The 22,210-nt window shown below is 66.1% G+C and carries 19 protein-coding genes; 9 read left to right on the forward strand and 10 right to left on the reverse strand.

Annotated elements, in window-relative coordinates; translation table 11 throughout:
• Positions 1 to 123: 123 nt before the first annotated feature.
• Positions 124 to 1,380 (forward strand): ArgE/DapE family deacylase, encoded by a 1,257-nt coding sequence (locus NLM25_RS38445; protein WP_254140342.1) that lies wholly within the window; start codon positions 124 to 126, stop codon positions 1,378 to 1,380.
• A 124-nt stretch (positions 1,381 to 1,504) separates the two neighbouring features.
• Positions 1,505 to 2,524 (forward strand): substrate-binding domain-containing protein, encoded by a 1,020-nt coding sequence (locus NLM25_RS38450; RefSeq protein WP_254123118.1) that lies wholly within the window; start codon positions 1,505 to 1,507, stop codon positions 2,522 to 2,524.
• A 37-nt stretch (positions 2,525 to 2,561) separates the two neighbouring features.
• Here NLM25_RS38450 and NLM25_RS38455 read toward each other — a convergent pair whose 3' ends face one another.
• The 3 genes from NLM25_RS38455 to NLM25_RS38465 all read right to left on the reverse strand — a co-directional run bounded on the left by NLM25_RS38455 (position 2,562) and on the right by NLM25_RS38465 (position 4,708).
• A complete protein-coding gene (locus NLM25_RS38455; protein ID WP_254123119.1) occupies positions 2,562 to 3,059 on the reverse strand; it encodes a TPM domain-containing protein in 498 nt (165 codons plus the stop codon).
• Between the two features lie 5 nt (positions 3,060 to 3,064).
• Positions 3,065 to 3,949 (reverse strand): YgcG family protein, encoded by an 885-nt coding sequence (locus NLM25_RS38460; protein WP_254123120.1) that lies wholly within the window; start codon positions 3,947 to 3,949, stop codon positions 3,065 to 3,067.
• 150 nt (positions 3,950 to 4,099) lie between these two features.
• Positions 4,100 to 4,708 (reverse strand): LemA family protein, encoded by a 609-nt coding sequence (locus NLM25_RS38465; RefSeq protein ID WP_254140343.1) that lies wholly within the window; start codon positions 4,706 to 4,708, stop codon positions 4,100 to 4,102.
• 159 nt (positions 4,709 to 4,867) lie between these two features.
• Here NLM25_RS38465 and NLM25_RS38470 point away from each other — a divergent pair, with 159 nt between their 5' ends.
• From NLM25_RS38470 to NLM25_RS38480, 3 genes are read left to right on the forward strand one after another with little or no spacing between them, the layout of a single operon-like run.
• A complete protein-coding gene (locus tag NLM25_RS38470; protein ID WP_254140344.1) occupies positions 4,868 to 5,722 on the forward strand; it encodes an enoyl-CoA hydratase in 855 nt (284 codons plus the stop codon).
• A 4-nt stretch (positions 5,723 to 5,726) separates the two neighbouring features.
• Positions 5,727 to 6,875 (forward strand): acyl-CoA dehydrogenase family protein, encoded by a 1,149-nt coding sequence (locus tag NLM25_RS38475; RefSeq protein ID WP_254140345.1) that lies wholly within the window; start codon positions 5,727 to 5,729, stop codon positions 6,873 to 6,875.
• 15 nt (positions 6,876 to 6,890) lie between these two features.
• Positions 6,891 to 8,087, forward strand: coding sequence for an acyl-CoA dehydrogenase family protein (locus NLM25_RS38480; RefSeq protein ID WP_254140346.1), 1,197 nt, complete (start codon positions 6,891 to 6,893; stop codon positions 8,085 to 8,087).
• Between the two features lie 211 nt (positions 8,088 to 8,298).
• Here the strand turns inward: NLM25_RS38480 and NLM25_RS38485 are convergent, their stop codons facing one another.
• The 3 genes from NLM25_RS38485 to NLM25_RS38495 form a co-directional block, all read right to left on the reverse strand.
• Positions 8,299 to 10,623, reverse strand: a complete 2,325-nt coding sequence (locus tag NLM25_RS38485; protein WP_254140347.1) for a xanthine dehydrogenase family protein molybdopterin-binding subunit — start codon at positions 10,621 to 10,623, stop codon at positions 8,299 to 8,301.
• A gap of 247 nt (positions 10,624 to 10,870) precedes the next feature.
• Complete coding sequence (locus NLM25_RS38490) at positions 10,871 to 11,746, reverse strand: dihydrodipicolinate synthase family protein (RefSeq protein WP_254140348.1); 876 nt, start codon at positions 11,744 to 11,746, stop codon at positions 10,871 to 10,873.
• Positions 11,747 to 11,811: 65 nt separating this feature from the next.
• On the reverse strand, positions 11,812 to 12,777 hold the full coding sequence (locus NLM25_RS38495; RefSeq protein ID WP_254140349.1) for a VOC family protein: 966 nt from the start codon (positions 12,775 to 12,777) through the stop codon (positions 11,812 to 11,814).
• 197 nt (positions 12,778 to 12,974) lie between these two features.
• On the opposite strand from NLM25_RS38495, the gene NLM25_RS38500 reads away from it, so the two are divergent.
• Both NLM25_RS38500 and NLM25_RS38505 read left to right on the forward strand, forming a co-directional pair.
• Positions 12,975 to 13,841, forward strand: coding sequence for a S1C family serine protease (locus NLM25_RS38500; protein WP_254140350.1), 867 nt, complete (start codon positions 12,975 to 12,977; stop codon positions 13,839 to 13,841).
• On the forward strand, positions 13,838 to 14,209 hold the full coding sequence (locus tag NLM25_RS38505; RefSeq protein ID WP_254140351.1) for a response regulator transcription factor: 372 nt from the start codon (positions 13,838 to 13,840) through the stop codon (positions 14,207 to 14,209). The genes NLM25_RS38500 and NLM25_RS38505 overlap by 4 nt, the downstream gene beginning before the upstream one ends.
• Positions 14,210 to 14,217: 8 nt before the next feature.
• Here NLM25_RS38505 and NLM25_RS38510 read toward each other — a convergent pair whose 3' ends face one another.
• From NLM25_RS38510 to NLM25_RS38525, 4 genes are all read right to left on the reverse strand, one after another.
• Positions 14,218 to 15,294 carry a HAMP domain-containing sensor histidine kinase gene (locus tag NLM25_RS38510; protein WP_254140352.1) on the reverse strand — a complete coding sequence of 359 codons (1,077 nt, stop codon included), beginning with the start codon at positions 15,292 to 15,294 and terminating at the stop codon, positions 14,218 to 14,220.
• Positions 15,281 to 15,973: a response regulator transcription factor gene (locus NLM25_RS38515; RefSeq protein ID WP_254140353.1), complete on the reverse strand. Its 693-nt coding sequence runs from the start codon at positions 15,971 to 15,973 to the stop codon at positions 15,281 to 15,283. The genes NLM25_RS38510 and NLM25_RS38515 overlap by 14 nt, the downstream gene beginning before the upstream one ends.
• 100 nt (positions 15,974 to 16,073) lie before the next feature.
• Positions 16,074 to 16,649 carry a hypothetical protein gene (locus NLM25_RS38520; RefSeq protein WP_254140354.1) on the reverse strand — a complete coding sequence of 192 codons (576 nt, stop codon included), beginning with the start codon at positions 16,647 to 16,649 and terminating at the stop codon, positions 16,074 to 16,076.
• A gap of 171 nt (positions 16,650 to 16,820) precedes the next feature.
• Entirely contained in the window at positions 16,821 to 19,160 is a 2,340-nt protein-coding gene (locus tag NLM25_RS38525; RefSeq protein ID WP_254123132.1) for a Tex family protein, read from the reverse strand.
• Between the two features lie 246 nt (positions 19,161 to 19,406).
• On the opposite strand from NLM25_RS38525, the gene NLM25_RS38530 reads away from it, so the two are divergent.
• Both NLM25_RS38530 and NLM25_RS38535 read left to right on the forward strand, forming a co-directional pair.
• The gene (locus tag NLM25_RS38530; RefSeq protein ID WP_254140355.1) at positions 19,407 to 20,516 is read left to right on the forward strand and encodes a ring-opening amidohydrolase; all 1,110 of its coding nucleotides are present in this window, start codon (positions 19,407 to 19,409) and stop codon (positions 20,514 to 20,516) included.
• Between the two features lie 112 nt (positions 20,517 to 20,628).
• Positions 20,629 to 22,098: an amidase gene (locus NLM25_RS38535; RefSeq protein WP_254140356.1), complete on the forward strand. Its 1,470-nt coding sequence runs from the start codon at positions 20,629 to 20,631 to the stop codon at positions 22,096 to 22,098.
• The last annotated feature ends 112 nt before the right edge of the window (positions 22,099 to 22,210 follow it).

Genomic DNA, 22,210 nt, shown 5'->3' on the forward strand with positions numbered 1-22,210 from the left:
TTGTCCTGCGACGCACGCTTTCCCCGGCTATGGTTGAGCGCCGCAAGAGTTTGTGGCTTGCCATTGGTAAATCGATTTACTAGCCTAAGACTACAAAGACCGGGAAGAATGTCAATGCACCCTATGACGAAAGATGACCTGCTCGCCGCGATCGAACGCGATCGCTGCTCCCACATCGCCTTCCTCCAGGCGTTTATCCGCGAGCCGTCGCCCAATCCGCCGGGCGATACGCGACGGGCCGCGGAAATCGTGACGCGCTATCTCGCGAGCCGTGGCATCGAGGCGTCGATCGTGGGTCCGCGCGAGGACCTGCCCAATGTGGTCGCCGAATTCGAGGGAGGGCGCAGCGGGCGGCGGCTGGTGATGAACGGCCATATCGACGTGTTTCCGGTGGGTGACGGCAAGGGCTGGTCGCGCGATCCATGGTCGGGCGCGCTGGAGGACGGCTGCGTGCATGGCCGCGGCGCCTGCGACATGAAGGCAGGTACCGCCGCGTCGGTGATCGCTTTCAGCTACCTTCACGCCCGTCGCGCCGCATTGACGGGCAGCCTCGGTCTGACCGCGGTGTCCGACGAGGAGACTGGCGGACGCTGGGGCAGCCGCTGGCTGCTCGAAAACGATACGCGCTGGCATGGCGACTGCATGATCAACGCTGAGCCCAGCGGTCTGCAGACCATCCGTTTCGCCGAAAAAGGCACGTTGCGGCTGACCTTCACGGTGCGAACCGCGGGTGCGCATGGCGCACATCTGCACAAATCCGAGAGCGCGACGCGCATCGCCGCGAGCCTGATCAACCGGCTTGAACAGGTTGAGGAGATCGTCCCCGACCTGCCACCCTCGTTACGGACCTATCTCGCGTTACCCGACGTGCGCGCGGCGGCCGATCGCGCAATGGGTCCCGGCGCCGCCGACATCCTGGCCCAACCGACGCTGAATATCGGCACGATCAAGGGCGGCCTGAAGGTCAACATGATTCCCGCCTCATGCGTGTTCGAGGCCGATATTCGATTGCCGATCGGCCTGGACGCTACCCGGGTCATGCAGACCGTCCATACCATTCTCGCTGACTATCCGCAGGCGGACGTGGCCGTTCAGGAAGCTGCCAGCAACCCTTCCAACTCGTGCGCACACGACCATCCGATGGTTAGCATTCTCGCACGCAATGCCGAGGCCATATCAGGCGTGCGCCCGGTAGCGGTTCCCTCGCTCGGCGCCACCGACTGCAAGTTCTGGCGCTATCACAAGGTGCCTGCCTATATTTACGGGCCAGCGCCAACGCGCATGGCCGCGGCCGACGAATGCGTGTCGGTCGAGGAGTTCATGACAATTATCAAGACCCATGCGCTGTCGGCGTGGGACTACCTGACCGAAAGCGAATAGCTCGTCCATCCCCGCCCGAGAGAAACTGCACCGCTCCGGCTGCTGCGCTCCGATCGATGCTATAGGATGCGGCAACCGGACGGACGCCTGTCGTCCGACTCGAGATAATCCAGGGGCGAGCTTGGTGGCTGGCAAGAGAGTGACGATAGCCGACGTCGCGAAGGCGACGGGCGTTTCGCCCGGCGCGATCTCGCGCATCCTGAACAACGACCCGACGCTTAACGTTAGGGAAGAGACCAAGGAGACGGTCCGCCGCGCGATTGCGGAACTGGGCTACACCCCCAATCCACAGGCGCGGGGCCTACGCCTTGCACGCTCGGGCAGCCTTGCGATGATCGTCCCTGAGATCAACAGCCCGGCATTCGTCGCGATCATTCAGGGCGCACAGCGTGCAGCCTACGAACTCGGATATTCGATGCTGATCGGCGGGATCGGCGAGGAAGGTGAAGATCCGAACCTGGCTGCGCGCATTCTCTCCAGCAACAGGGTCGACGGATTTCTCGTCTCCACAGGCAAGCAGGAGGCGCGGCAATTGGCCGCCGTGCAGCAGCTCCAGGCGCCTGCCGTGCTGGTGAATCGTCACCTGAACGATCGGTTTCCACATGTCGTGCTGGATGACGAAGCGGGCGTGGCGCTCGCGATACGCCACCTGGCAGGCCTCGGCCACGAGCGGATCGGATTTCTCGGGAGCACACGTCGCTTTCTGGGCACGCGACGCCTCGCCGGGTTCAAGGACACGCTCGTCCAATGCGGCCTGCGCTTCGACAAGCGGTTCGTGGTCAATTGCGGCTATGACCGCGAGGGTGGCGAAGCGGGCGCGCGGACCGTGCTTGCTCTGCCGGACCGTCCGACTGCGATCTTTGCCACCAATCATCTGGTCGCCGCGGGCGCGTTGCGCGCGGCGCAAGAGCTCGGATTGGAGGTTCCGGACGATTTGTCCGTCGTGAGCTTCTACGACGGGCCGGTTGCGGATCTGCTGACGCCGGCCGTGACGGCGGTCGCCTATCCGCTCGACCGGCTTGGCTATGAGGCGGTGCGGATGCTGGTTCGCCTGATCACAGGTGAAGCACTGGCCGCGGCTGGCATCGTCATTCAACCGACCGGGCTCGTCATCAGGCAGTCAACCGGCGCCAAATCAGGATGACGCGCAAGGTGCCGGCCTCGATCCGAACGAGGCCGGGCTACATCACCACCGGCGTATCCGGCAGCTCGTTGCTGTGCGGCCCCTGCGGCGGAAAATGCTGCGCCAGCTCGCGCGACACCGCCTCGATGCCGGCGATCACGCCACGCTCGAACTGTCCCGAGCCGAATTGGGCCTCCATCCGGCGGCAGATCCGCTCCCAACGCGCGGCACCAACCTTCGCATCGATGCCGCGATCGGCGACGATCTCCACGTCGCGATCGGCGAGCAGGAGGTAGATCAGGACGCCGTTGTTGTGCGCGGTGTCCCAGATACGCAGGTGCGAGAACACGTCGAGCGCGCGCTCGCGGGCCGGCTGGTTGCGGAACAGCGGCCTGCCGTCGAGCGCGCCTTCGACCACGAAGCGGACCTGGCCGGAATGGCTGATCTCACCCTGCCTGATCGCCTGCTCGATACGGGCGAGCACGGCTTGCGGAAAGATCTGCTTCGCCCGCCAATGATGCTGCATCAGATGTCTGGCAATGCGCTTGATGCTCATGACCGCTACCAGCTCCCCGAGGCGCCGCCGCCGCCAAAACTGCCACCGCCGCCACTGAAGCTGCCGCTGTCGCTGCTGCTCGATCCGCTACTCCAGCCACCTCCCGACGAGCCGCTCGACCACGACCCGCCGCGCGACGACCCCGTGCTCGGCGCCATTGCCGAAAACAGATCGGCAATGAAGCCGATGATGAAGCCGACGACGCCGAGGGCCATGGCGAGCGCGAAAGAGCCGAGAATGAGCCAGCTCAGCGCCGCGATGATGCCGCCGGTCGCCAGTGATCCGACCAGCCGCCCCAGCATCGCCCGGAAGAACCCGCCGACCCCGATCGATGCGAACAGCGTCACGATGAAGAGCGGCGCGAGATCGTCCAGATTGCCGAAGTTGACGGTGGGCGAGGGAATCGGCAGCGGCTCGCCGTCGATGACGCGGATCATGCGATCGACACCGTCCGAGATGCCGCCGCTGAAATCACCGCTTCTGAATTTCGGTGTGATGATCTCGTCGATGATCCGACGCGAGGTGACGTCGGTGAGCGCACCCTCGAGGCCGTAGCCGACCTCGATGCGGAGATGCCGGTCGTTCTTGGCGACGATGAGGATCGCGCCATCGTCCACCTTCTTGCGGCCGATCTTCCAGGCGTCCGCGACGCGGATCGAGAACTGCTCGATCGTCTCCGGCTGTGTCGTCGGCACGATCAGGACGGCGACCTGGCTGCCCTTGCGCGTCTCGAAATCACGCAGCTTTTGCGACAGCGCGGCGATGTCGCTGCTGGAGAGCGTGCCGGTCTGATCGACCACGCGGCCGGTGAGTTGGGGGACGGCGACGTCGGCCGAGGCGGGGACGACGACGGCGAGGAAGAGCGCGAATACGGCTATCATTCGCCACATGCTCGCTGTCATCGCCCGGCTTGACCGGGCGATCCAGTATTCCAGAGACGCCGGCAGGATACGGAAAAGCCGCGGCGTACTGGATTCCCCGCTTTCGCGGGGAATGACAGCGGTGGGTGGGGCGAAGCGCATTCGCAAAACAGCGCGCGATTACTTCGACGGCGCGGGCGCCGGGTTGAAATCGACCTTGGGCGCGGTCGAGATTTCCTTCTCGTTCTCGACCGCGAAATTCGGCTTCTCCTTGTAGCCGAACATCATCGCCGTGAGGTTGCTCGGGAAAGAGCGGATGGTGACGTTGTAGTCCTGCACCGCCTTGATGTAGCGGTTGCGCGCCACCGTGATGCGGTTCTCGGTGCCTTCGAGCTGCGACATCAGATCCTTGAACAGCGCGTCGGACTTGAGCTGCGGATAGTTTTCCGTGACCACAAGGAGCCGCGACAGCGCGCTGGAGAGCTCGCCCTGCGCGGCCTGGAATTTCTGGAAGGCGGCGGGATCGTTCAGCACCTCGGGCGTCGCCTGGACGCTGCCGACCTTGGCGCGGGCGTTGGTGACGCCGAGCAGCACGTCCTTCTCCTGCTGGGCAAAGCCCTTCACCGAGTTGACGAGGTTGGGCACGAGATCGGCGCGGCGCTGATACTGGTTCACGACCTCGGACCAGTTGCCCTTGATCTGCTCGTCCTCGCTCTGGATCGCGTTGTAGCCGCAATTGGTCAGGCTGAGCGAAGCCAGCGCCGCCAGCACGGTGAGGATCTTGCGCATCAAATTTCTCCCGGTGAAATCTGACGCAACCTACCAGATTGAGCGCGAAAAGCAGCCGATTTACGCAAGCCTCTTGCCTATCCTCTTGCCTATCCCTGGCCGACATAGTCAACTTGACGAAACAATAAGGCAGACTGGAAACGCCAGGGGGGGAACGCGATGTCCTCGTTCGAGACCATCCTCGTGGAGAGGCCGGAGCCGGCGATCACCCGGATCGTGATGAACCGGCCCGAGGCGCGCAACGCACAGAACCTGCAAATGACCTACGACCTCAACGCCGCCTTCGACGCGGCGGTGCAGGACGATGCGGTCAAGGTGATCATCCTCGCCGGCAACGGGCCGCACTTCTCCTCCGGCCACGACCTGCGCCCCGGGGGCAAGAATGCCGCAGGCGTCGATTTTCCGCCGGTTGGAAATTGGGGCGGCTTTGCCGAACCCAATGCCCATGGCCGCTTTGCCCGCGAGCAGGAAATCTATCTCCAGATCACCCGGCGCTGGCGCAACCTCGCCAAGCCGACCATCGCCGAGGTTCACGGCAAGTGCATCGCCGGCGGCCTGATGCTGGCCTGGGCCTGCGACCTCATCGTCGCCAGCGACGATGCGCAATTCTGCGATCCCGTCGTCACCATGGGCGTCTGCGGCGTCGAATGGTTCGTGCACCCCTGGGAGCTCGGCCCGCGCAAGGCCAAGGAACTCCTGTTCACTGCTGACAGCTGGAGCGCGCAGGAGGCGCATCAGCTCGGCATGGTCAACCAGGTCGTTCCGCGTGCTGAGCTGTCATCGCGCGTGCTGGAGCTGGCGCGCAAAATCGCATCAAAGCCGTCCTTCGCGCTCAAGATGACCAAGGAGGCGGTGAACCGCTCGGTCGACGTGATGGGCCAGCCCGCCGCGATCGACCAGGCCTTTGCGCTGCATCAGCTCTGTCACGCCCATAATCTTCAGGAGTTCGGCATGGTGGTCGATCCATCCGGACTGCACCCCTCCGTGCGCAAGCCGCCGGCGGCCGCGGAGTAGAACCATGGACCTCAATCTCAGTGACGAGCAGCGGCTGCTGCGCGAGAGCGCGGAACGCTTCGTGGCGGAAAGCTACGATGCCGATCATCGCCGCAAGATGGCGAACGATCCGCTCGGATACAGCCCGGCGGTGTGGAAGCAGTTCGCCGAACTCGGCTGGCTGGCGCTGCCGATCCCGGAAGAGTTTGACGGGCTCGGCGGCGGCGCGGTGGAGATCGGCATCTTGATGGAAGCGTTTGGCCGCGGGCTGGTGTCCGAGCCCTACATCGCGACGGTCGTGCTGGGATCTGCGCTGATCGAGAAATGCGGCAGCACAGCGCAGAAGCAGGCAAGACTGCCGAAAGTCGCGGATGGATCACTGAAGCTCGCCTTTGCGCATTCCGAGCGCGCGGCGCGGTTCGATCTCGCCAAGGTCGCGACCACCGCGCACAAGACGGCGCAAGGCTGGCGCCTGACAGGCAACAAGATCGCGGTGCTCGACGGCCACGCCGCCGACGAGATCATCGTCTCCGCGCATGTCCATGATCATCAGGGGCCGTCGGGACGGATCGGCTTGTTCCAGGTCGCAGCGAAGACGCCGAGCGTTGCCGTCAGCGACTATGAGCGCCTCGGCGGCGGACGGGCCTGCAACATCGAGCTGTCAGGCGTCGAGCTGCCGGGGGACGCGCTGCTCGGCAACGGACACGACGCAATGCCCGCGATCGAATGGGCCGTCGATCGCGCCATGGCGGCGCTGGGCGCGGAAGCTGTCGGCATCATGCAGACGCTGCTCGACACCACGCTCGAATACACCAAAATTCGAAAACAGTTCGGCCGGCCGCTCTCGGCCAATCAGGTGATCCGCCACCGCCTCGCGGACATGGCGATGCAGGTCGACGAGTCACGCTCGATGGCGCTGCGCGCCGCGCTGAAGGCAGACAGCACGCCGGTCGAGCGGGCGCGGGCGGCGTCTGGCGCCAAAGCAAGAATCGGCAAATCCGCGCGCTTCGTCGGCGAGCAGTCGATTCAGCTCCACGGCGGCATGGGCGTCACCGAGGAGCTCGAGGTCGGTGCCTACTTCAAGCGCCTCGTCGCGTTCGACACGCTGTTCGGCGGCAGCGCGCACCACTATGCCCGCCACGCCCGGCTTGGCCGCACCTCCGTGCCGGCCTGACACAAGGAGCGCATCATGGATTTGTCGTTCAGTGCCGAGGAGCGCGCCTTCCAGGACGAGGTGCGCGGCTTCATTGCGAAGAACCTCACCGAGGAGATGAAGCGCGCCACGGCGCTGACGCCGTCGGTGTTCTCCGATCCTGATATCGGCATGGCCTGGCAGCGCGCGCTGCACAGCCGCGGCTGGGGCGCGCCGGGTTGGCCGGTCGATCATGGCGGCCCGGACTGGACGCCGGCGCAGCGCTGGATCTTCGAGACCGAAAGCGCGCGGGCCGGCGTGCCCAATGTCAACGTGATGGGCGTGAAGATGGTCGGGCCCGTCATCATCGGCTTCGGCAGCCCGGAGCAAAAGAACTTCTACTTGCCGCGCATTCTCTCGGGCGAGGATTACTGGTGCCAGGGCTATTCCGAGCCCGGCTCCGGCTCCGACCTTTCCTCGCTGAAGACGCGCGCGGTGCGCGACGGCGACGACTACATCATCAACGGCACCAAAATCTGGACCACGCATGCGCACCACGCCAACCGCATGTTCGCGCTGGTGCGCACCAGCGACGGGCCGCGGCAGCAGGACGGCATCAGCTTCATCCTGATCGACATGACAACGCCGGGCATCACGACACGGCCCATTCTCACCATCGGCGGCGACCACGAGGTCAACCAGGTGTTCTTCGACGACGTGCGCGTGCCCGTCGCCAACCGCGTCGGCGAGGAAGGCAAGGGCTGGACCTACGGCAAATATCTGCTCGAGTTCGAGCGCGGCTCCGGTATTGCGTCAGCGAAGCTGCGCGAGGGCTTGAAGGCGATCGCGGAGCTGGCCGAGTCCGACCTGACGGGCCGCGCGATCGACAGCCCCGATATCGCGACGCGCATCTCCGAGGTCGAAATCGACATCGATGCGCTGGAGATGACGGAGCTGCGCGTGCTCTCGGCGCTGCAGACCGGACAAAATCCCGGCGCGGTGTCGTCGATCCTGAAGCTGCGCAACAGCGAGATCCGGCAAGCCGTGACGCGGCTGGGGGTCGACGTCATCGGCCACGACGCGCTCGCGGTCGAGCCAATGCGCCCGCTCTACAAGCTCAACCACGCGCCGGCACTGCCCGAGGACATGCTGACGGTGGTGCCGGAATATCTCAACGGCCGCGCCTATACGATCTTCGGCGGCACCTCGGAGATCCAGCGCGACATCATCGCGAAGATGATGCTGGGGATTTGAAAGGCGAGATGGCGCTACACACTCGCTGTCGTCCCGGACAAGCGAAGCGCAGATCCGGGACCCATAACCACTGGGAGAGGTTATGGCACGAGCTGGTCACCACGAATCTTCGCCAAACCACTCCCTGTGGTTATGGGTCCCGGGTTCGCGCTTTGCGCGCCCCGGGACGACGAGCTGAGTTTGAGGCGGCAGCTGGCGCAATAACTCGGCACTAACCCGCCACCTTCGCATCCCTGATCGCCTTCCAGATCTTCTGCGGCGTCAGGGGCGTGTTGAGCTGGGTGATGCCGAGCTCGGCGAGCGCATCCATCACGCCGTTGGTGACGCAGGGCGGGCCGCCGATGGCGCCGGACTCGCCGCAGCCCTTGGCGCCGAGCGGGTTGGTGCGGCAGGGCGCGGAATCGTCGAGCGTCACCACGATCGGCGGCACGTCGTCGGCGCGCGGGATGCAGTAATCCTGGTAGCTCGCGGTGAGGAGCTGACCGTCGGCATCGTAGGACACGCCTTCATACAGCGCCTGGCCGATGCCCTGCGCGACGCCGCCATGGATCTGCCCCGTCACCAGCATCGGGTTCACGGCGACACCGACGTCGTCGACGGTGGTGTAGCGCACGACCTTGGAGACGCCGGTCTCCGGATCGATCTCGACCTCGCAGATATGCGTGCCGTTCGGCCAGCTCGGACCGTCGACCTCACCTTCCGAATCGACGCTGAGCTTGGCGCCGCCTTCCTTCTCGGCGAGATCGAACAGGCTGATGCGGCGGTCGGTGCCGACCACGGTGAGCATGCCGCCCTGATATTCGATGTCCTCGACCGAGGTCTCCAGCACGTTCGCCGCCTTCTCGCGCGCCTTCTGGATCAGGTCGCTGGAGGAGACCGCGACCGCCGTGCCGCCGACGAACAGCGAGCGCGAACCGACGCTGCCAAAGCCCATGGCGAGATCGGTGTCGCCCTGGACGACGTCGATCTTGTCCATGGCAATGCCGAGCGTGTCGGAGATCATCTGGGTGTAGGTGGTCTGCAAGCCCTGCCCCATCGCCATGGTGCCGGAATGCAGCACGACGCGGCCCTGCGAGATCGCGTGCAGGCTGACCTTCTCGGTGTGGGCGCGGCCGCCGGTCCATTCGATGTAGGAGGTGAGCCCGCGGCCGTAGAGCAGGCCCTTCTTCTTCGCCGCCTTCTTGCGCGCGGCAAAGCCGTCCCAATCAGCCAGCTTCACGGCGCGGTCGAGCATGTGCGCGAAGGCACCGGAGTCGTAAACCTGCCCCGCAGCGTTGGTGTAGGGCAGCTGTGCCGGCTTGATGTAGTTGGCCTTCCGGATCGCGCGCGGATCCATGCCGATCTTTCGCGCGGCGGCGTCGAACAGGCGCTCCACGATGAAGACAGCTTCGGGCCGGCCCGCCCCGCGATAGGCGCCGACGGGCGCGGTATTGGTCATCACCGACTGCACCTCGAAATGCACCAGCGGCAGATCGTAGACGCCGGTCTGCACGAACGGTCCGAGCACCAGCGGAATGATGTTCGCCGCACCCGAGGAATAGGCGCCGGTGCAACCGATCGACTTGACGCGATAGGCCAGCACCTTGCCCTTCTCGTCGAGCGCGAAGGACGCGGTCGAGGTGAGATCGCGGCCGTGGGTGCCGCCGACGAATTCGTCGGTGCGATCGCCGCGCCAGCGGATCTTCTTGCTCAGCTTGGTCGCGGCATAGGCGACGATGCCGTCTTCGGGATAGAGGTTGGTCTTCTGGCCGAAGCCGCCGCCGATATCGCCGACCAGCACGCGCACGCTGTCCTTGGGGCGCTTCAGCACGGCTTCCGCCAGCACGTCGCGGGTCGAGGCGGGCGTCTGCGACTGCACGTGCAACAGCAGACGGCCGGTCTTCTTGTCGATCTCGGCAATGGTCGAGCGCGGCTCCATCGCCGAGGGCACGAGACGCTGGCTGACGATGTCGAGCTCGACCGTATGCGCGGCCCTGGCAAACGCCTCGTCGGCCTTGGCGGCATCGCCATAGCTCATCGCGCCGACGATGTTGTCGGGGGCCTCGGGCCAGACCACGGGCGCGCCGGGCTTCACGGCCTCGACTGGGTCGACCACCGCGGGCAGCACATCGTATTCGACCACGATGGCCTCGGCCGCGCTCTGCGCATCGGCACGCGAGGCGGCCACCACAGCGGCGACGGCCTCACCGGCATAGCGGACGATCTCATGGGCGAGCAGGCGGCGCGGCGGCACCGTCATCGGCTTGCCGTCGGGGCGCTTGAAGATGCTCAAGGTCGGGATGGTGCCGATATCGTCCTTGACGAGATCCGCACCGGTGTAGATCGCGGTGACGCCGGGCATCTCAGCCGCGGCGCTGGTGTCGATCGAGACGATCTTCGCGTGGGCATGCGGCGAACGCAGCACATGCAACCACAGCGCGCCTTCCTCCGGCTTGTCGTCGATGAACTGGCCCTTCCCGGTGAGCAGCCGCTGGTCTTCCAAACGCTTGACGGGCTGGCCCGCTCCGAAACGCAAATTGCCGGGAAGAATATTCATTCCGTGGGGTCCCTTAAGTCTTAAACTTCGGGCTGCCTTTTAGCGGAACGATCAGAGGCATACCAGCCGCGGTTTTGGGCGGGATATCCGCCATTTCGTCATGCCGTCACGCAAATCCGTGATTCCGTAGGGTGGGCAAAGGCGCCCTTGCGCCGTGCCCACGATTGCCCAACGGACGCGATCAGGAAGGTGGGCACGCTACGCTTTGCCCCCCTACGGCACTGATTATGCCGAGGATGATGGCTCGCTAATCAAGCTCCCTCAGCGCCGCTTCCACGACCTTGCGCGCATCGGCCGTCAGCGGGGCCTGCGGCGGGACCGGGTCGCCGACGTCGTAGCCCTGGATCGCGAGCCCCGCCTTGATGCAGGCGGCGAGGTTGAAGCGGGCGAAGGCCTCGTTGATGCGCCACAGCCTGCGCTGGAGCGCCATGGCCTCGTCCCAGCGGCCGGCCCTGCAGAGGTCGTAGAGCGCGACGCTTTGGCGCGGGATGATGCAGGCCGGCCCCGCCATCCAGCCGAGGCCGCCGATCAGCATCACCGCGGCCGGGATATGGGCGGAGGCCGAGAACACGCGCAGGGACTCGCCGCAGCGGTTCATAATCGAGAGCAGCCGACCGGTGTTGGTCGAGGCGTCCTTGATGTAGCCGATGCGCGGATGCTCGGCGAGGCGCGCAATGACATCGAGGGTGAGGTCGGAGCGCTGGAATTGCGGATTGGTGTAGATGACGACGGGAATGTCCACGGCATCCGCGATGCTGCGGAAGTAGGATTCGACCTGGGCATCAGCGAGCGGGAAATAGGCCTCCAGGATCGCCAGAATGCCGTTGGCGCCAAGCTTCTGATACGCCTTTGCCTGCGCCACCGCGTCCGCCGTCGAGGTCGAGGCAACGCCGGCCACGACGGGCACGCGGCCTTTCGCGGCCTCGATCGTGGTCTGCACGACCGCCATGCGTTGCGCGGCATTGAGATAGGCAAACTCGCCGGTCGAGCCCAGCGGCGTCAGCCCGTGCACGCCTGCACCGATCAAATCGTCGCAGAGCTTGCCGAGGACTTCGGTGCGCACCGTGCCATCGGCATCGACGGGCGAAACGAGGTAGGGAAAAACGCCGTGAAAATCGGACATGTCAGGTGTGAACCCCAGAAAACTGGCTAGCGCCTGACGGGTCTTAGCAATGCCGGCGGCGGCGATCAAACCCTGATCAAGCGCACCCGCGTGCCCCAGGGATCGACGGCCTCCACACCGTTGGCGAGCGCCGTGACCTGCGCACCGCCCTTGCGCAGGCGCTCTTCTTGCGCGGCAAGAATGTCCTGCTTCGCCATCACCAGCGAGAACCAGGCGAGGCCTGTCGCCTGATCGTCACGCTGGCCGGCGCCCTGGCTCTGCCAGACATTCATGCCGAGGTGATGGTGATACCGGCCCGACGACAGGAATGCAGCGCCATTGCGGCTGCGGGTCGGGTCGAGGCCAATCGTGCCGTGGTAAAAACTCTGCGCCTGCGCGAGATCGCCGACGCGCAAATGCATGTGACCGATGCGCAGGCCGTCCGGCGCCTTGGCGTAGTCTGCCACGCGCGTGTTGGTCAGCGACAGCAGGTCGGGGATGTTGAGCTCGTCGGACGCCATCTTCACGCTGCCCTCGCTCCACTGCCATTGCGAGGGATCGCGGTCGGCATAGACCTCGATGCCGTTACCTTCGGGGTCGTCGAGATAGACGGACTCGCTGACGAGATGATCGGCGAAGCCGGACAGCGGCACGCGATGCGAGGCCGCGTGCACCAGCCAGCGCGCCAGATCCTTGCGCGTCGGCATCAGGAAGGCGGTGTGGTAGAGGCCAGCGGCGTTGCGCGGCTCGATCGCGGCTTCGGGACGGGCCTCGAGCACCAGCAGCGCGATGCCGGCCGTGCCGAGCCTTGCGACGCTCGCCGAGCGCTCCATCACCGCGAGCCCGATCACGTCGCGGTAATAGTCGGCAACCTTGTCGAGGTTCTTCACCCGGAGCGTCACCATGCCCACCCGCATCGGCGTGCGGCTGGCATAAGTCGGCCCGCCGCCTTGCGGGGTGCCCTCGGCACGCGCAGCAGCGGCGGCGGCCATCGCGAGCGAACTCGCACCGGCGAGTTGGAGCAGGGTACGGCGGGTGAGGTCGATGGTCATCGGTCGAGGCTCGCTGGAAACATAAGGCCGTGGCGCAATTTTCGGATTGCTACACGTTCCCGTGAGCGGCTCCCAATCACATGTTCGTCGGCCGTGGTCTTACGGAGGCTCGGTCCGTCCCATCCGTCCTGGCCACCCGGCCAGTTTCGCAATCGGCCGCGACATCCCAGATTGAGGACAATTTACAGGAGCCTTCCATGACCGACCCCACTGCCCTGTCCTCATTGTCGTCCGCGCTCGCGGATGTCGTGGCGCGCACCGCGCCATCCGTCGTCGCGGTGCATTCGCATCGCTCCCGCGCCACCGGATTCGTCTGGAAATCCGGCCTGATCGTCACCGCCGACGAAGCGCTGGCCGACGAGGGCGAGGTCCAGATCAGCCTCCCCGACGGTAAAACTGTCGCCGCCACGATCGCCGGCCGCGACCATACGACCGATATCGCGCTGCTGCGCACCGATGCCGGTATCGCGCCGGTCAAGCTGGCCGCGACCGTCCCGCCGCTCGGCACGTTGTCGGTCGTCGTCGCCGCCGATCGCGATGCGCCGAGCGCGGCGCTCGGCATGGTGTCACAGTCCGGCAAGAGCTGGCGCTCCTTGCGCGGCGGCGACATCGATGCACGGATCGAGCTCGACGTGCGCCTGCGCTTCGCCCAGCAGGGCGGGCTTGCGCTCGATGCATCGGGTGAAGCCTTCGGCATGGCCGTGCTCGGGCCGCGGCGCGTGCTGGTGATCCCGACGGCGACGATCGAGCGGGTCGCGGCGCAGCTCGAGACGCGCGGCCGCATCGCGCGCGGCTATCTCGGCGTCGGGCTTCAGCCGGTGCGGCTCGACGACGGCGTCGGTGCGATGGTGATGAATGTCGACAAGGCCGGGCCCTCCGCCGCGACCGGCATCCGCCAGGGCGACGTGATCGTCGCGGTCAACGACCAGAAACTCTCCGGCGTGCGCGCGCTGTCGCGGACGCTGGGACCTGCGAGCGTCGGCACGGTGGTCGATGTCGCGGTGCGCCGCGGCGGCGAGCCGATCAGCTTCAAGGTCACGATCGGCGAGAGGCCGGAGGCGTGAGCGAGGACAACGCAGCCGAGATCGTGCTCGCCCTGGAGATCGACGACCCCGCCCTCGCCGATCGCCTCGCGACGCTGCTCGGCGGCATCGCCGGGCTTCGCCTCGCCGCACCCGGCGAGGCTGCCACGGCGACGGTCGTGGCCCGAGATCCGCGCAGCATGCCTGAGGACATCGCACTGACGCAGCGCGAGCTCGACGTGCTGGCGCTGATGGCGGAAGGCGGGTCCAACAAGATGATCGCGCGCCAGCTCGGCATTTCAGTGCACACGGTCAAATTCCACGTCGGCTCGCTGCTCGACAAGCTGGACGCCACCGGCCGCACCGACGCGGTCGCGCATGCGGCACGCCGCGGCGTGATCGAGCTATGACGCAGCTCCTAGTGCGCTGACGTCACCGGAAAGCTGAGCCGGACCGTGAGGCCGGGCGCGTTGTCGTGCAGCGCAATCTCGGCGCCATGGAGGCCCGCAACGGCCGCGACCAGGCTCAAGCCCAGACCGTTGCCCGGCGTGTAGCGGCTCTGTTCGAGCCGGTAGAAGCGCTTGAACACGTGATCGCGCCGGTCTGCGGGAATGCCCGGACCATCGTCGGCGATCGCAATCACGGCCCCGCCGCCGGCGCTGCGGCAGGTCACGGTGACCTGCCCGCCTGCGCGGCCGTGCTTGATCGCGTTGTCGACGAGATTGGCGATGGCGTCAAACAGCAGGTCGCGGTCCCCCGTGATCGCCACCTCGCGGTCGCCGCCAAGGCTGAGGCGGGTCGCCACCTGCTCCGCCGCGGCGTCGTAGAGCTCGACAACCTCGCCGGCAATTTCAGTGAGGTTCAGCGCGCGAAACGCGCTCCGGCGGGCGCGGGTCTCGATTTCCGAGATCCGCGTGATGGAAGCGAACATGCCGAGCACGGAATCGAGATCGGCGATGGTGTCGCCGATCAGCACGGCATCGGCCTCACCGCTGCGCTCATGGTGATAGGCCTTTTCCAGCCGGCCGCGCATGCGCGTCAGCGGCGTGCGCAGATCGTGAGCGACATTGTCGCTGACCTGCTTGACCTCGCCCATCAATGTCTCGATGCGGTCGAGCATCTGGTTGAGGTTTTCGGCGACGCGGTCCCATTCGTCGTTGCTGCCGCGCAACGGGATGCGCCGGTCGAGGCCGGACAGCATGATGGCGCGGCTGGTGGCGTTGATCTCCTCGATCCGCCCGACCGTGCGACGCGTGACCAGCACCGCGGCGAGACCGGCCAGCACGGCCAGCAGCACCGCGACCGCGACCATCGCGAGCTCGATCATCGCGGTGAAGCCGCTGTGGTCGCCGGCGTCGCCGACCCGGCCCTGCACATAGGCGATCGTGCCGAAATAGACATAGGCCATGATCGCCGCGACGATCAGCCCGAACGCCGCGATCGCGATCAGCGCCAGACGGAAGGTCGAGGAGCGGAGAGTCTTAGCCAGGAGCACGGAGGCAATATCCGATGCCGCGGATGGTGTGGATCAGCGGGTAGGCCTGGGCATCGTCGACCTTGCGGCGGACCCGCCCGACATAGACGTCGATGATGTTGGTGGAGGGATCGAAATGCAGGTCCCAGACATGCTGGAGCAGCATCGCCCGGGAGACCACGCGGCCCTCGTTGCGGACGAGGTATTCCAGCAACTGGAATTCGCGCGGCAGCAGTGGAATCTTCCGGCCCCGGCGGCTCGCGCTGCGCGCGATCAGGTCGATGGCGAGATCGCCGACGCGCAGAAGCGTTTCCTTGGCGATGGTCTCGCTACGGCGGCCGAGAGCCTCGAGCCTTGCCAGCAATTCAGTGAAAGAGAACGGCTTGACGAGATAGTCGTCGCCGCCGGCGCGCAGGCCGCGCACGCGGTCGTCGACCTCGCCGAGCGCCGAGATGATCAGGAAGGGCGCGGCGATGCCGTCGTCGCGCAATTGCCGCATCATCGTTATGCCGTCGATGTCGGGCAGCATACGGTCGATGGTGATCACGGCATAGTCGCGCGCAGCACCATGGCTCAGGGCTTCGCGCCCGTTGGCTGCGAGATCGACCTCGTAACCAGAGGTCGTCAGCTCCTCGACGAGCTGGCCTGCGGTTTCCGGATCGTCCTCGACGACCAGAATGCGGCGGTGACCTCCGGTCATGCAAAACTCCGCGCGACGATCGCCACCAGACTATCCCGTTCCGGGGCTGAGCGGAACCGCCCGGTGGCGATCGCGACAATGGTGCGGTACCGCGATGCGACTACCAATAGTCTCCGCACACATTGACCCATTGCCACCCATAGGCTGTCCAGCTCCTTTGCCAGCAGCCATCGTCGTAATAATTGGCATAGTTGGCATAGAAGAACGGCGCGCCGACGAAAGCGAACCGGTTGAAGCGGTGACGGTGGAAGAAGGCATGGCGACCAATGAACGGCCTGCCGTGCCAGCCCGGGCCAGCAAACCGCGGGCCGAAAGCGGCGCGGGTCGCCAATGGTGCACCGACAAAGCGCGGTCCCATGGCAGCACGGGCGACCATTGGCGAACCGGCGAAGCGTGCTCCACCGAAGCCCGGGGCGCCAGCAAAGCGCGCGCCACCCATCCCGCCGACATGCATGCCGCCGAAACCACCCGCGCGCATACCGCCGAAGCCGCCCGCATGCATTCCGCCACCGCCGAAATGCCCGCCACCGCCAAAGCCACCGTGGCCGCCACCGCCGAAGCCGCCACCGCCATGCCCTCCGCCACCGCCGCCGCCACGGGCAAGCACAGGTGAAGCGAGCGCCATCATCGCGGCGAGCGTCACCGCAGTGACGCCTTTGAGAAGCTTGTTGTCCATCGAAGCATCCTCCGTGCTGCGCGGCGATCTTTCTGCCGCGCGAGGAGGATCAGATGAGAGGAAGGGACGGGCACCTTCAACTTACAAACGCGCCAGATTCTGACGCGGATGTCAGGGAGGCCCCGCTCTCTCACTCCCTCGCCCCGCTCTTGCGGGGAGAGGTTTAAAAAGTCACGCCCGCTTGCCGTTGTTCTTTTCGGCCGCGCGACGCATGGCTTCGGCGAGGGCACCGCCACCGCCGGAGGACTCCTGCTTGCGCGGCGCCGAGGAGGTCATGCGGGCGGGGTTGCGCGAGCTGTTGTCGCGCTGCATGCCGGGCGCGTCCTTCTTGGCACCGACCTCGTCGTCGAGACGCAGGGTCAGCGAGATGCGCTTGCGGGCGACCTCGAAGTCCAGCACCTTCACCTTGACGATGTCGCCGGGCTTCACCACCTCGCGCGGATCCTTGATGTAGGTCTTGGACATCGCCGAGATGTGAACCAGGCCGTCCTGGTGCACGCCGATATCGACGAAGGCGCCGAAGGCGGCAACGTTGGTCACGGTGCCCTCGAGGATCATGCCCTTCTGGAGATGCTTGATCTCCTCGACGCCCTCCTTGAACACAGCGGCCTTGAACGCCGGGCGCGGATCGCGGCCGGGTTTTTCGAGCTCGCGCAAGATGTCGGTGACGGTCGGCAGGCCGAAGGTCTCGTCGACGAAATCCTTCGGCTTCAATGTGCGGACGATCTCGCTGCTGCCGATCAGCGCCTTGATATCGCTCTTGGTGGCGCTGAGAATGCGGCGCACCACCGGATAGGCTTCCGGATGCACGCCGGACGCATCGAGCGGGTCCTCGCCGCCGAGGATGCGCAGGAACCCGGCGCACTGCTCGAACGCCTTCGGCCCGAGCCGCGGCACCTCCTTCAGCGCCTTGCGCGACTTGAACGGGCCGTTGGCGTCGCGGTGTGCCACGATGCTCTGGGCAAGGCCCGAGCCGACTCCCGACACGCGCGCAAGCAGCGGCGCCGAGGCGGTGTTGACGTCGACGCCGACCGCGTTCACGCAGTCTTCGACCACGGCATCGAGCGATTTGGCGAGCTTGGCCTGGCCGAGGTCGTGCTGGTACTGGCCGACGCCGATCGCCTTGGGCTCGATCTTGACGAGCTCGGCAAGCGGATCCTGGAGGCGACGCGCGATCGAGACCGCACCACGCAGGGTGACGTCGAGGCCCGGCAACTCCTCCGAGGCAAAAGCCGAGGCCGAATAGACCGACGCGCCGGCTTCCGATACCACGATCTTGGTCATCTTCAGCTCGGCCAGACCCTTGACGAGATCGCCTGCGAGCTTGTCGGTTTCGCGCGAGGCGGTGCCGTTGCCGATCGCGATCAGCTCGACGCGATGCTTCAGCGCGAGCTTGCCGAGGATCGCAAGCGACTCGTTCCACTGCCGCTGCGGCTCGTGCGGATAGATCACGGCGGTATCGACCACCTTGCCGGTCGCGTCGGTGACGGCGACCTTGACGCCGGTGCGGTAGCCGGGGTCGAGGCCCATGGTGACGCGGGTGCCGGCGGGCGCCGCGAGCAGCAGGTCGCGCAGATTGGAGGCGAACACGCGCACGGCCTCGGTCTCGGCCGCGTTCCACAGCCGCATGCGCAGGTCGATGTTGAGATGCACCTGGATCTTGGTACGCCAGGCCCAGCGCACGGTATCGATCAGCCAGCGGTCGCCGGCGCGCTTGAGGTCGGCGATACCGAACCGCTTCATGATCTTCAGTTCATAGGCGCTCGGCACGCCCGGCGGCGGCGCTTCGGCTTCGGCCTGGATCTGGAGATCGAGGACCTCTTCCTTCTCGCCGCGGAACATCGCGAGGATGCGGTGCGACGGGAGCTTGGTCAGCGGCTCGGAGAACTCGAAATAGTCGGCGAATTTTTCGCCCTCGGTCTTCTTGCCGTCGCGCACCTTGGAGGCCATGCGCGCATTGGTCCACATCTCCTCGCGAAGCGCGCCGATCAGATCGGCGTCCTCGTCGAAGCGTTCGACCAGGATGGCGCGGGCGCCGTCGAGCGCGGCAGCGGCATCCGCGACGCCCTTCTCGGCATTGATGTAACCTTCGGCCACGACCTTCGGATCGTTGCCGGACTCCGCCATGAGTTGATTGGCGAGCGGCTCGAGGCCGGCCTCCTTGGCGATCTCGGCCTTGGTGCGGCGCTTCGGCTTGAACGGCAGGTAGATGTCTTCGAGGCGCGCCTTGCTGTCGGCGGCGAGAATGGAGGCTTCCAGTGCGGCATCGAGCTTGCCCTGCTCGCGGACCGATTCGAGGATGGCCTTGCGGCGGTCTTCGAGCTCGCGCAGGTAACCCAGGCGCTCCTCCAGGGTGCGCAATTGCGCGTCGTCGAGCGCACCGGTCGCTTCCTTGCGGTAGCGCGCGATGAAGGGAACCGTGGCGCCGCCGTCGAGCAGCGTCACCGTCGCCTCGACCTGCTCCGCTCGTACCCCAAGCTCCTGCGCAATTTTCTGGTTGATATTTGCCACGCGAGAATCCCTCTTCCAAGCACGCGACGCGGGGCGAACCACCGACCGCGGGACGCCGCTTATGGACCAACCGAGGTTGATTCATCAAGGTGCGGCGCGCAACCGTCGACAGAGGATTTTTTTGTTGAACCGATGCGATCTCGCCACAATCTTGGGGATGTCGGCGCATCGCCAGTGGCTTGACAGAAGCGGCTGTTCCACGGCTGGTTGACCCGCCGGACCACCGAACTCCATATGAGGACTACCATGCGCACAGCATCGGTCGGCGTCGTCAAGGTCGCCACCACCGGCCCCGGCGACGTCTCCGGCCTCATGGCTATGATCGGCTCCGGCGCGATCGACCCGACAACGATTTTGGCCATCCTCGGCAAGACCGAAGGCAATGGCGGCGTCAACGATTTTACCCGGGAGTATGCCGTCGCGGCGCTGTGTGCGGCGCTGGCACCGCAGCTCAGCCTGTCACCAGAGGCGGTCGAGCAGCGCATCGCCTTCGTCATGTCGGGCGGCACCGAAGGCGTGCTCAGCCCGCACATCACGATTTTCACGCGCGAGGAGGTCGAGGCGCGGCCGGCAGGCATGTCGGGCAAGCGCCTGAGCATCGGCATGGCGCACACGCGGGATTTTCTCCCCGAGCAGCTCGGGCGCACGGCACAGATCGCGGAGACCGCCGAGGCGGTGAAAGCCGCGATGGAGGATGCCGGCATCACCGATCCCACTGATGTCCATTTCGTGCAGATCAAATGCCCGCTGCTCACCAGCGACCGCGTCGCCGCGGCCAACGCACGCGGCAACAAGACTGTCACGACCAGCGCCTACAGCTCGATGGCCTATTCGCGCGGAGCTTCCGCGCTCGGCGTTGCGGTCGCGCTCGGCGAGATCACTACCGATCTTCGCGACCAGGACGTGCTGCACCGCTACGATCTGTTCTCGAAGGTCGCCTCGACCTCGTCCGGCATCGAGCTGATGCACAACGTCGTCATCGTACTTGGCAACTCGGCGTCGTCAGCGAGCGGGTTCGAGATCGGGCACGCCGTGATGAACGACGCCATCGATGCACCGGCGGTGTTATCTGCGTTGGACAGTGTCGGACTTGGCGTCGCGCCGCACGCGACCGCAGGCCGCGAGCTCGTCAACATCTTCGCCAAGGCCGAGGCTTCGCCTGATGGCAGCGTGCGCGGCTTCCGCCACACCATGCTGGAAGACACCGACATCAGCTCGACGCGTCATGCCCGCGCCGCCGTCGGCGGCCTGATCGCGGGCCTTGCCGGCACCGGCGCGGTCTATGTCTCCGGCGGCGCCGAGCATCAGGGCCCGGCCGGCGGCGGGCCGGTTGCGGTCATCGCGCGGCTGTCTTAATGACGCGGCGACCTCTCCGCCCGGCGCAACCCTGCCCTTCGCGCCGGCTCAGTTGATTCACGCGGGCCCTTGCGAAAAAGGTGACGCCGCACCTTTTGGGGATTTGGATTTCATGACGTTGCCGATGAGCTGGAATGAATGGGCGCAGCACGACGGCGTTGGCCTCGCGGCGCGCGTGCGCAAGGGTGAGCTGACAGCGAAGGAACTGGCGCGCCAGGCCGCCGCCGGCGTTGCCAAGGTCAATCCGGCACTGTCGGGTGTGGTCGAGCTGTTCGAGGACGTGATCGCCGACCCGGCCGGGGACGGCGCCAATCTCGCCGGCCCGTTCGCCGGCCTGCCCTTCCTGATGAAGGACCTCGGGCCGACCATGAAGGGCCGTCTCCAGGAAATGGGCTCGTTGCTGATGCGCGGCAATCGCGCGAGCGCCGACACCTTCCTGACCGGTAAATTCCGTCAGGCTGGCCTCAACCTGATCGGCCGCACCACGACGCCGGAATTCGGCGTGTGCAGCTCGGCCGACAACCCCGCCGTCTACGTCACGCGCAATCCCTGGAATACCGACTACACCACCTGCGGCTCGTCGGCGGGCAGCGCCGCGATGGTCGCGGCCGGCGTGGTGCCGATCGCACATGCGACCGACGGCGGCGGCTCGATCCGCATTCCCGCCGGCGTCAACGGCAATATCGGCCTGAAGGTCTCGCGCGGCGTGTTCTCGCTCGCCCCGCACATGTCCGATCTCACCGGCCTCGTCTCGATCCAGGGCTGCCAGTCGCGCTCGGTGCGCGACACCGCGGCCTTCGTCGATCATGCCCGCGGGCCGGCACCCGGCGAGTTCATGCCGTTCTGGACCACGGCGCAGCCCTATTCCGAGATGATCAAGCGCGATCCGTCAAAGCTGCGCATCGCGCTCTCGCACACCTGGGGCGACTACACCGCGACGCCCGAGATCGCGGCCGAGCTGGAGAAGGCGGGCCGTTTCCTCGAAGGCCTCGGCCATCACGTCGACTACGCGCTGCCCGAGCTCGACTTCCGCGCCGCGTTCGAGGCGCAGACGACCTGCTACATCAGCAATTTTGCGGTGGTGATCTCCAACATGCTCGCGGCGCGCGGGCTGGACAAGCCGCCGGAAGATCTCATCGAGCCCATGAACATCCGCATCTGGGAAGCCGGCCGGCACACGAGCTTCGCCGAGCGCGCGAAGATGCAGGGCGTGTTCAACACGACCTCGCGTGGCTTCGGTGCCTTCTTCGAGCAGTGGGACATGATCCTGACGCCGATCACGGCGCTGCCGACGCCGAAGGTCGGCACCAAAGAATATCTCACCATCTCCGACAATCCGGATGTGCTCGACTGGTTCGGCAATCTCTGGCGCTTCTTCGCCTTCACGCCGCTCGCCAATCTCTGCGGCATGCCGGCGATCTCGATGCCGATGGCGACCCAGGAGCACGGCCTGCCGCTCGGCATCCAGGCGATCGCCAAGCAGGCCAATGACGGCCTCTTGCTGCAGCTCGCCGCCCAGATCGAGCGCGCCATCGACGGCAAGTGGAACGGCGGCAAGAAGCCGAAGGTGCATGTCGGCTAGGCTGCGCTATTCGCCTTGGATGAGCGTCGACTGCCTTGCGGCCATCCTTCGAGACGCCCGCTTTGGCGGGCTCCTCAGGATGAGGTCTGGTGTCGCGGCGCGATGTTAGACC

Source organism: Bradyrhizobium sp. CCGB01, from assembly GCF_024199795.1.
GTDB lineage: Bacteria > Pseudomonadota > Alphaproteobacteria > Rhizobiales > Xanthobacteraceae > Bradyrhizobium.

Excerpts from the sequence above, each read along its gene's own strand:
- NLM25_RS38475 (WP_254140345.1), top strand. The coding sequence starts at position 5,727 with ATGGACCTCAATCTCAGTGACGAGCAGCGGCTGCTGCGCGAGAGCGCG.
- NLM25_RS38500 (WP_254140350.1), top strand. The coding sequence starts at position 12,975 with ATGACCGACCCCACTGCCCTGTCCTCATTGTCGTCCGCGCTCGCGGAT.
- NLM25_RS38460 (WP_254123120.1), bottom strand. The coding sequence starts at position 3,949 with ATGTGGCGAATGATAGCCGTATTCGCGCTCTTCCTCGCCGTCGTCGTC.
- NLM25_RS38480 (WP_254140346.1), top strand. The coding sequence starts at position 6,891 with ATGGATTTGTCGTTCAGTGCCGAGGAGCGCGCCTTCCAGGACGAGGTG.
- NLM25_RS38490 (WP_254140348.1), bottom strand. The coding sequence starts at position 11,746 with ATGTCCGATTTTCACGGCGTTTTTCCCTACCTCGTTTCGCCCGTCGAT.
- NLM25_RS38485 (WP_254140347.1), bottom strand. The coding sequence starts at position 10,623 with ATGAATATTCTTCCCGGCAATTTGCGTTTCGGAGCGGGCCAGCCCGTC.
- NLM25_RS38535 (WP_254140356.1), top strand. The coding sequence starts at position 20,629 with ATGACGTTGCCGATGAGCTGGAATGAATGGGCGCAGCACGACGGCGTT.
- NLM25_RS38470 (WP_254140344.1), top strand. The coding sequence starts at position 4,868 with ATGTCCTCGTTCGAGACCATCCTCGTGGAGAGGCCGGAGCCGGCGATC.
- NLM25_RS38520 (WP_254140354.1), bottom strand. The coding sequence starts at position 16,649 with ATGGACAACAAGCTTCTCAAAGGCGTCACTGCGGTGACGCTCGCCGCG.
- NLM25_RS38465 (WP_254140343.1), bottom strand. The coding sequence starts at position 4,708 with ATGCGCAAGATCCTCACCGTGCTGGCGGCGCTGGCTTCGCTCAGCCTG.
- NLM25_RS38495 (WP_254140349.1), bottom strand. The coding sequence starts at position 12,777 with ATGACCATCGACCTCACCCGCCGTACCCTGCTCCAACTCGCCGGTGCG.
- NLM25_RS38530 (WP_254140355.1), top strand. The coding sequence starts at position 19,407 with ATGCGCACAGCATCGGTCGGCGTCGTCAAGGTCGCCACCACCGGCCCC.
- NLM25_RS38515 (WP_254140353.1), bottom strand. The coding sequence starts at position 15,973 with ATGACCGGAGGTCACCGCCGCATTCTGGTCGTCGAGGACGATCCGGAA.
- NLM25_RS38445 (WP_254140342.1), top strand. The coding sequence starts at position 124 with ATGACGAAAGATGACCTGCTCGCCGCGATCGAACGCGATCGCTGCTCC.
- NLM25_RS38455 (WP_254123119.1), bottom strand. The coding sequence starts at position 3,059 with ATGAGCATCAAGCGCATTGCCAGACATCTGATGCAGCATCATTGGCGG.